This is a genomic window from Clostridioides sp. ZZV15-6597 (assembly GCF_020657815.1).
GTDB lineage: Bacteria > Bacillota > Clostridia > Peptostreptococcales > Peptostreptococcaceae > Clostridioides.
The window spans coordinates 1-3229 of record NZ_JAGWCT010000190.1 but is presented as its reverse complement, the minus strand read 5'-3'; the positions used below and the strand labels follow the sequence as shown (position 1 = coordinate 3229).

Genomic DNA, 3229 nt, shown 5'->3' with positions numbered 1-3229 from the left:
ATATTAAATATTATAATATATCAATTTTTTATTGATTATAAAGTTCAAAAATATAAAATTAATATAGTCATAATAAGATAAAAATATCATATATCTCTAAAAAATTATAACATCATATTTATCTACATAGAAAGAAAAACATACAAAGAATACATATTTAGTACTCTTTGTATGTTTTTATCCTACACATTTATTTTACTTTAGTTTTTAAATTGGCTAATCTTTCCTCAACAGACTTAATCATTTCTTCAAATTTTTCTTTTTTAGCTTTTTCTTCTTCTATTAAGCTTTCAGGAGCTTTTGCTAAGAATCCTTGATTTGCAAGTTTTCCATTAACTCTCTTTATTTCTCCCTCTAACTTTTTCATTTCTTTAGATAGCCTTTCAATTTCTTTTTCAAAGTCAACTAATTCATTAAGAGGTATGAATATTTCAACACCATCAATAACTACACCAACTGCATCTTCTGGTACATTTGATTTGTCTTTTGCTATCTCAACAGTTGAAGCAGATGCTAAAGTTATAAAATAATCCTTACCAAGTTCAATAGTTTCTATCTTATCTTCACTTGGTACTATTATCAATTTAGCTTTCTTAGAAGGTGGTACATTCATTTCTGCTCTCACATTTCTTATACTTCTTATACCTTCCATTAATAAACTCATCATTTCTTCTTCATCAGCCATATTATCTTCTTCATTATATTTTGGCCATTCAGATACTATTATACAACCTTCAACAGTAGGAAGATGAGTATATATTTCCTCTGTTATAAATGGCATATATGGATGTAATAATTTTAATATTTTTTCAAGTACATAAGTTAATGTATATAAAGCGGCAGACTTAGCGTCTGTATCGTCTCCATATAATCTAGGTTTAACCATTTCAATATACCAGTCACAGTATTCTGACCAAGTAAAATCATATATCTTTTGTAATGCTATTCCTAAATCAAATTTATCCATGTTATTAGTAGCTTCTTTTACAATATCATTGGCTCTTGATATTATCCATTTGTCAGCTAGAGTTAAATTATCTTTTACATTTTCTCTATTTATATTCTTAATTATCTCCTCATCAATATTCATAAATACAAATCTTGATGCATTCCACAATTTATTAGCAAAGTTTCTAGCAAATTCTACTCTTTCCATATAGAATCTCATATCATTTCCTGGGGAATTTCCAGTTGTTAATGTAAATCTTAGTGCATCAGCTCCATATTGCTCGATTATTTCTAATGGGTCAATACCATTTCCTAAAGATTTACTCATTTTTCTACCTTGAGAGTCTCTTACTAAGCCATGAACTAATACATGGTCAAACGGCTTTTCATTCATACAGAACATACCTGCAAATGCCATTCTAACTACCCAGAAGAATATTATATCATATCCTGTAACAAGTACACTTGTTGGGTAATAATAATCTAATGCATCTGTCTTATTTGGCCATCCTAGAGTAGAGAAAGGCCATAATGCAGAACTAAACCAAGTATCTAGTGCGTCTTCATCTTGTTTAAAATGAGTGCTTCCACATTTAGGGCATTTATCTGGCATTTTTTTAGCAACTACTATTTCTCCACACTCTTGACAATAGTAAGCTGGTATTTGATGACCCCACCATAATTGTCTTGATATACACCAATCTCTTATATTTTCTAACCATTGTAAATAAGTTTTATCAAACTTGTCTGGAACAAATTCTAATTCTCCTTTTTTAAGAATATCTATAGCTGGTTTTGCAAGTTCTTCCATCTTAACAAACCATTGCTCTGATAATCTAGGCTCAATTACTGTATGGCATCTATAACAAGTTCCTACATTGTGATTATGTTCTTTTATCTTGATTAGATATCCTTGTTCTTTTAAGTCTGCTATGATGGCTTTTCTACACTCAAATCTATCCATGCCTTCATATTTTCCACAAACTTCATTCATAGTTCCATCTTCATTCATTGTATTTAATTGCTCAAGATTATGTCTTAAACCTACTTCAAAGTCGTTAGGGTCATGAGCTGGAGTCATCTTAACAGCACCAGTTCCAAACTCTAAATCTACATAACTATCTGCAACTATTGGAAGTTCTCTTCCTACTAATGGAAGTATTGCTGTTTTTCCTATTAAGTGTTTGTATCTATCATCTTCTGGATTTACAGCTATACCAGTATCCCCTATCATTGTTTCAGGTCTAGTAGTAGCTATCTCCAAGAAGTCTTCACTATCTTTTAATGGATATTTTATATGATAAAAGTTTCCATCCTGCTCTTCATGCTCAACTTCTGCATCTGATAAAGTAGTTTTACAGTCTGGACACCAGTTTATTATTCTATTTCCTCTGTATATATGCCCTTTTTCATATAGGTTTACAAAGAACTCTATAACTGCTTCATTGCAACCTTCATCCATAGTAAATCTTTCTTTATCCCAATCACAAGAATCTCCTAATTGTTTAAGCTGATTAACTATTTTTCCTCCAAATTCGTCTCTCCATGCCCAAGCTCTCTTTAAAAATTCTTCTCTTCCTATTTCGTATTTAGTCTTACCTTCTTCTTTTTTTATTCTTTCAACAACTTTAACTTCAGTTGCTATAGAAGCATGGTCAGTTCCTGGAAGCCAAAAAGCTTCATATCCATCCATACGTTTCCATCTAATAAGTATATCTTGAAGAGTATGGTCAAGCGCATGTCCCATATGCAATTGCCCTGTTATATTTGGAGGTGGCATCATTATTGTAAATGGTTTTTTATCTGGATTTGGTTTAGATTTAAAATACCCTTCATCCATCCATTTTTTATATAGCCTAGCCTCAAAATCTTTAGGATTATAAGTTTTTGATAAGTTCGTATTTTCCATTGTATTGCCTCCTATATTTTTATAAATAAATTTTTAAAATATTTTTGTGAATAAAAAAGAGCCTTTCATCCTCTTTTAAAAGGACGAAAAGCTCGCGTTACCACCTTAATTCCAAAGTTTAAAAATTCATCAACATATAATTAAATTAATAGTTAATGATAATCTTAATAACTTTGACTCTCAAAGAATTTAACGATTCTAACCGTCTAAACTTACTAATAGTTCAGTTTAGAAACTCCAAAGCTACATTCAGTAAACCTTATACTTAGAAAATCTTACAGCCAGTGAATTTCCCTCTCTTTTAGTAGTATTTACTTACTCCTCTTCTTCTTAGTCTTTAATATTATATATTATTATATACAAATATTATTC

The 3229-nt window shown here is 30.2% G+C and carries 1 protein-coding gene and 1 other annotated feature; the gene reads right to left on the bottom strand.

Going from position 1 to position 3229, the window contains the following annotated elements; translation table 11 throughout:
- Nucleotides 1-190: 190 nt before the first annotated feature.
- Entirely contained in the window at nt 191-2857 is a 2667-nt protein-coding gene (locus KGF52_RS20620) for a valine--tRNA ligase (RefSeq protein WP_227841463.1), read from the bottom strand.
- Between the two features lie 76 nt (nt 2858-2933).
- Nucleotides 2934-3198: a binding site (T-box leader), on the bottom strand.
- Between the last annotated feature and the right edge of the window lie 31 nt (nt 3199-3229).